The organism is Paenibacillus ihuae (genome assembly GCF_001368795.1).
Lineage (GTDB): Bacteria > Bacillota > Bacilli > Paenibacillales > Paenibacillaceae > Paenibacillus_AQ > Paenibacillus_AQ ihuae.
The window spans coordinates 2,580,632-2,586,505 of sequence record NZ_LN831198.1 but is presented as its reverse complement, the minus strand read 5'-3'; the positions used below and the strand labels follow the sequence as shown (position 1 = coordinate 2,586,505).

Sequence of the window (5,874 nt, the reverse complement as noted above, 5' to 3'; positions counted from 1 at the left end):
TTTGGCTGCGGAGGCAGATTTTCGGTGACTGTGCGGCGGAATTCTTCCTCGTGCTGAATGTTCAAGCCGGGGTTATTCTGATACAGCTCCGACAGTTTCGCCATCACCCGGCCGCCTGCCCCCAGTTCGGTAACCTTGCCAAAGTGTGCAGGCAGAACTATAAGATCTTGCGAAAGTTCTTTATAACGGCTATAGAGCGTATTGTGCAGATCGCCGACCCAGTCTTCCGCTTTACCGGCCAGATCGGGGCGTCCGATCGACTCGATGAACAGGATATCGCCTGTCAGCAAATATTGATCGTCTACAATAAAAGAGGTGCTCCCGATCGTATGACCGGGCGAATATACCGGTTGAATCCGGATGGTCGTAGATCCTACGGAAATATCACGGCCTTCCTCAAGTTTCTCATAAGCGAAGGTGACTTCTGTTGCATCTTTAGGAGGCAGCCAATACGTGGCGCCAGTTTGTTCCGCGAGTTTGCGTCCGCCGGAAATGTGGTCAGCATGCAGATGCGTATCAAGCGTATGTTTGATCACCGCTCCCTTTTCTTTCGCAAACTGTTCAAATACATCCGTCATCCGAAGGGTATCGATCATGGCAGCTTCCCCTTGGGATACGACCATGTAAGACAGGCAGCCTTTACCAATCCGGACAAACTGATACAAAGAGCCGCCATTTTTCAATTCACCAATTTCCACTGGTTCCAAATGTTCGCTCCAAGCTTTCATACCGCCTTCCAGATAGTGCACATTCGTCCGGCCGGCCTCTACAATCTGCTCGGCAACAAACTTGGAAGAACCCTCTTTTGCACATACAACGAGCAGTTTTTTGCCATCCGGAATTTGATCCAGAGCTTCGTCTACACCATCCAGAAGATCAAAGTAGGGGATATTGATGATATCCACGCTCTCGCCTTCAATTTTCCAATCATTAAAATCACTTTCGTTACGCACATCCAAAATAAACAATTCTTCTTTAGCCAGAACGATTCGAGTCAATTCTTTGGCATTCATGATTTTTATATTTGGTGCTGCATTCATGTTTGAATCCTCCTTTGGATTAGAATGTCAGACTTACGTTGGCATCTTTGGCAAAATCCAGGAAAGTTACGGCCCCGCCTACTTCAATGCCTTCGATAAAGTCCTCTTTCTTCAAGTTCATAACATCCATCGTCATCTGACAGGCAATGATCTTGACACCCAACTCCTGTGCCATCTCTACAAGCTGGGGAATCGATGGAATATTGGCATTCTTGAACCCCTCGGCGAAGTGTTCGGCTCCCGCCGGGAGCGGCAGTTGATGATGCGCCTGCTTGTGAATAAGGTTCAGCCCTTCAAAAGTGAAGAAGATCGCTACTTCCGCATCGGTTGCCGCAGAAGCCGTTGCGATGTTAAAGACTTTATAGGCATCAAACAAACCACCATTGCTTGCAATAATCGCTACTTTTGTACTCATGTTAATAACCTCCGTATAGTTTAGTTTGTAGATCTTTATTAGATGATTTACTTCTCTGCATTTTCCATAGGCCCCGTCCAACCCGACATCCCTGGCTCGACGTTCTTCACTTGTTTGAATCCTTTTTCGCTGAGCATACGGCAAGCCATATCGCTGCGGCTTCCCGTCCGGCAGACAACATAGATATTATCTTCCAGGTTCAACTCCTGGATACGATTCTCAAGCTCACCGAGCGGAATTGAAATGGCTCCGGGGATTCGGTTGAACGAATATTCAGCAGGCTCCCGGACATCAATAACGGTAATTTTATCGTTCGCTGCCAGTTTTTTGGATAAATCTTCATTGGAAACGATATGAGGATGCTTTTTTTCTTCTTTTACTTCAGTTGGTCTGGATTTACGGATGAAGTGTCTAAACACATCCCCTTCTTCTACAGTACCGAGATAATGATGGCCTGTATTCTTAGCCCAACCTTGAATGTCAGCAAGAGATCCTTTATCTGTGGCCTGGACTTCAATGACTTGACCAGCCTCCAGTTGATCAATCGCTTTTTTGGTCTTTACAATAGGCATTGGACATGCGAGCCCTTTGCAATCAAGGGTCATGTTTGTTTTAATTTCCGGCAATGTAGGATCCTCCTTGTATTGGGTTATAGATACACATTTAAGTGCAGTCACGGTTAGTCTGTCCTAAACCGGATGATAACTTTCGACTTTTAAAACAACGAATGCGCGGTAATGATATGATTTTTATCACAATACCGATACCCGTATTAGTATACTACGATCTTGAGTGTTTATTGTCAACATCTGTTCGAGCTTATACGGATAATAAAATTTTCCTTTGGTCTCCAGAAACTAAAACTCTATGTGGACATTCTGTTTATATAGCTCATTCACTTTCTTTATAGATTTTCTAAATAAAAAAGAGAATGCGCATCTTATTAAGCGACGACATTCTCGATCTACTTACAATTCCTCCATGGTTTTAGTAAATTTCAACGTAAATAGACTCAAATAAAATGGGCACGGCATACGTTACATTATACTAACGATCTGGAGGAAATGCTGATGTATCAGATGGGTTATCAAGATGGATTTAGAGCTATGGGGGGACAAATGGGGCAAGGAGGTATGGGCGGAGAAATGGGCATGCATGGAGGAATGGCTTTTAGAAATACAATTCTTATTCCTGATATCTCCAAAGCCATTATCGGGGAGGCACATGCCTATTGGTTTTATGAAAAGCTGGCCGAATTAGCACCGAATGAACAGACCAAACAGACCATTCTGCATATTCAAAGGGACGAAGCTAAGCATTATCGTTGGTTCACCATGATACTGAGCTGACTGGGAGGACAACCGCCGCAAATCCCCGCCGGTAAAATGCCAAGGACGTTCCAAGAAGGTGTCAGAACTGCAATTCAGGATGAATTAGAAGCGGCCGCGTTCTACCAAGACATTGCCTACAGAGCTACCGATCGCCCGATTCAAATGCATTTTATGCATGCCATGCATGACGAGCAGCCTCACGCTTCAATGTTTCAGTTGATGCTTAGCAATTTATGAACTGTCAGCATCATGCTATGAGTAAGGACATGAATTGAACCAGGAATGGTACTTCGTCCTACCACCTAGCATAATAGGCGGAGCATTTATATATGTATAATGTCCGTTTCGTAAGAAGAACTTTTTCAAAGATGAAATATTTAAACTTTGGACCTGACCCGCTTCAAGTTGGTCCATCGCTTTTTTTGTTTTCATGATTGGCATTGGACATGCCAGTCCTTTGCAATCCAGTGATTGATCTGCTTTAATCATTGGCAATTTTAGTACTTCCTTGAAGTAATTCAACTATTAAATATACCCGTATGGGTATTGGTGTGGACTTATCATAAATGTGATAAACTCGTTTGTCAATAGTGTTTGTAAGCAACTGATTTTTTATTAATTTGGATAATGCAGAATAGAAACACGAATAATCTTGCTCATAGATGAAGCAATGGATTAGAAAATTAACTACTTTGACCCATGCACACAACCTGCCATATATTCGACACAATGGATGGATTGTATTTTATATCTCTATATCATAATATTACGATATAACGTTTTAATGAATCGAGGTGATCTCTCAGTCAATGGAAAAACAATTTGAAGCCTATGCTCAGGCGGCTGAATTATTAAAGGCCCTAGCCCATCCGGTTAGATTATGTATTGTAAAAGGAATCATCGATAATGGAAGTTGCAATGTGACCTACATGCAGGAATGTTTGGAACTTCCACAATCAACAGTTTCCCAACATCTCCAGAAGCTTAGATCTTTAGGTATTGTGGAGACAGAGAAAAATGGACTGAAGATCATTTATTCCGTTAAAGACGAAAGAATAAAACATCTGATACAAATATTAGGAGGAGAATAAACATGAATAAAAAAGTATTGATCGTAGGCGGAGTAGCAGGAGGCGCTTCAGCGGCAGCTCGTTTGCGCAGATTGGATGAAGAAGCACATATTGTAATGTTTGAACGGGACCCGTATATTTCTTTTGCCAACTGCGGTCTTCCCTACTATATTGGAGGTTCTATACAGGATCGTTCCAAATTGCTAGTACAAACGCCTGAAGCCATGCATAAGCGCTTCAATATTGATGTTCGCATCCAGAGTGAAGTGATCTCTATTGACCCTGTTGGTAAGAAAGTTATTGTACAAAGTAAAGAACGAGGCTCTTACGAGGAGAACTATGATGCTCTGATTCTGTCACCAGGTGCAAAACCAATCCGACCTTCTCTGCCCGGGATAGAGAGTTCCAAAATTCACACATTACGGAACATTCCCGATACAGACAAAATCAAAACTAAGGTTAGTGAAGAAGGAACACGTTCAGCAGTGGTAATCGGCGGCGGATTTATCGGAGTAGAAATGGCGGAAAATCTGAAGGAAGCCGGGTTAGAAGTAACACTAATCGAGGCTGGCCCTCAACTGTTGGCTCCCTTCGATTCCGAAATGTCAGCCATATTGTCCAAAGAGCTGGAAGATCATGGAGTAAATCTAATTTTCTCCGACATGGTGCAGAGCTTCGAGGAGTCTGGAGAGCAAATACAGGTCCATCTTGCAAGCGGTACGGTTCTACGAAGCGAGATAGTCCTGCTGGCCATCGGTGTTGCGCCGGATACGTCTTTCCTGAAAGATAGCGGCCTTGAATTCGGACCTAGAGGGCATATTTTGGTTAACGAAAGAATGGAAACGAATCTAAATGATGTTTACGCAGTAGGAGATGCTGTTGAGATCGTGGATTTTGTTAACGGACATAAGGCAGCCGTTCCATTGGCAGGACCTGCCAATAAACAAGGACGCATTGCTGCGGACAATGTCAGCGGATTAGGTACCACTTATAAAGGGACCCAAGGCACATCCATTATTAAGGTCTTCGGTCTGACTGGTGCATCCACCGGGAATAACGAGAAAACTTTGCAGCGGCTCGGCATCCCGTATCGTGTTGTCTATGTACATCCAAACTCCCATGCTTCCTATTATCCAGGAGCCACTCCGCTATCCTTAAAACTTCTTTTTAACGAGGATGGCAAAGTTTTGGGTGCACAAGCTGTTGGTTATGACGGGGTGGATAAACGAATCGACGATATTGCCACTGTGATCCGCTTTAAGGGTACGGTTACGGATTTAACTGAACTGGAGCTCTCTTATGCTCCCCCATATTCCTCAGCCAAAGATCCGGTTAACATGGCCGGTTACACGGCTGAGAATGTAATTAATGGAATGACTGAAGTATTTGTACCAGGGGATTTGGCCGGCCGGAATTTGGACAGTACCATGTTGGTGGATGTTCGAAGCGAACTTGAGCATGCGAACGGACATATTGAGGGTTCTATAAACCTTCCTGTCGACGAGCTGCGTAATCGTCTGGATGAACTTGATCCCAGCAAGGAAATATGGGTCTATTGCCAGGTTGGCTTGAGAGGCTACACTGCTTCCCGGATCTTATTACAAAAGGGTTTCAATGTGAAGAATCTGACAGGTGGTTACAAAACATATCAGATCAGCAAATATGTTCCGCAAAATAAAAATACGGCTTCAAATGAAAAATTATCTGTAGCTGACAATTTGAATGCTGATGCAGTCATTGACGCCTGTGGCCTTTGCTGTCCAGGTCCGATCGTTCAAGTAAAAAAGAGTATCGACCGACTGCAAGACGGGCAACTCTTAAAGGTAACAGCTTCTGACCAAGGATTTTTCGAAGATATCAAGTCATGGGCAAAGCTGTCCCGCAACAGTCTTGTTCAGTTGACGAAGCTTGCCGACGGTACCATCGAAGCTTACCTCCGCAAAGGAAACATCAATGATGCGAGCATAAGTAAGTCCTAGCAGACGACTTAAAAAGAATCATTTACAAAGAAAGAATCT

The 5,874-nt window shown here is 43.7% G+C and carries 5 protein-coding genes and 2 pseudogenes; 3 read left to right on the top strand and 4 right to left on the bottom strand.

Features of this window, described 5'->3' with window-relative positions:
* From AQR02_RS11650 to AQR02_RS11640, 3 genes are all read right to left on the bottom strand, one after another.
* Positions 1–1,040: MBL fold metallo-hydrolase (locus AQR02_RS11650; RefSeq protein ID WP_054940681.1), on the bottom strand; the 1,040-nt coding region annotated here is incomplete at its 3' end.
* 19 nt (positions 1,041–1,059) lie between these two features.
* Positions 1,060–1,455: a DsrE/DsrF/DrsH-like family protein gene (locus AQR02_RS11645; protein ID WP_038696162.1), complete on the bottom strand. Its 396-nt coding sequence runs from the start codon at positions 1,453–1,455 to the stop codon at positions 1,060–1,062.
* Between the two features lie 47 nt (positions 1,456–1,502).
* Positions 1,503–2,060, bottom strand: a complete 558-nt coding sequence (locus tag AQR02_RS11640; protein ID WP_038700920.1) for a sulfurtransferase TusA family protein — start codon at positions 2,058–2,060, stop codon at positions 1,503–1,505.
* Between the two features lie 465 nt (positions 2,061–2,525).
* Here AQR02_RS11640 and AQR02_RS11635 point away from each other — a divergent pair, with 465 nt between their 5' ends.
* Positions 2,526–2,804 (top strand): ferritin family protein, encoded by a 279-nt coding sequence (locus AQR02_RS11635; RefSeq protein ID WP_052098476.1) that lies wholly within the window; start codon positions 2,526–2,528, stop codon positions 2,802–2,804.
* 369 nt (positions 2,805–3,173) lie between these two features.
* On the opposite strand, the pseudogene AQR02_RS31255 reads toward AQR02_RS11635, so the two are convergent.
* Positions 3,174–3,275: pseudogene (locus tag AQR02_RS31255) on the bottom strand (sulfurtransferase TusA family protein); the annotation flags it as partial.
* Between the two features lie 320 nt (positions 3,276–3,595).
* Between AQR02_RS31255 and AQR02_RS11625 the strand changes: the two are divergent.
* Together AQR02_RS11625 and AQR02_RS11620 are read left to right on the top strand one after the other, a co-directional pair.
* On the top strand, positions 3,596–3,877 hold the full coding sequence (locus AQR02_RS11625) for an ArsR/SmtB family transcription factor (RefSeq protein WP_038696160.1): 282 nt from the start codon (positions 3,596–3,598) through the stop codon (positions 3,875–3,877).
* A gap of 2 nt (positions 3,878–3,879) precedes the next feature.
* Positions 3,880–5,802, top strand: a pseudogene (locus AQR02_RS11620) (FAD-dependent oxidoreductase); the annotation flags it as partial.
* Positions 5,803–5,874 lie beyond the last annotated feature (72 nt).

What these genes read in the sequence shown, in the direction of transcription:
- AQR02_RS11625 (WP_038696160.1), top strand. Translation starts at nt 3,596, where the DNA reads ATGGAAAAACAATTTGAAGCCTATGCTCAGGCGGCTGAATTATTAAAG.
- AQR02_RS11645 (WP_038696162.1), bottom strand. Translation starts at nt 1,455, where the DNA reads ATGAGTACAAAAGTAGCGATTATTGCAAGCAATGGTGGTTTGTTTGAT.
- AQR02_RS11635 (WP_052098476.1), top strand. Translation starts at nt 2,526, where the DNA reads ATGTATCAGATGGGTTATCAAGATGGATTTAGAGCTATGGGGGGACAA.
- AQR02_RS11640 (WP_038700920.1), bottom strand. Translation starts at nt 2,060, where the DNA reads ATGACCCTTGATTGCAAAGGGCTCGCATGTCCAATGCCTATTGTAAAG.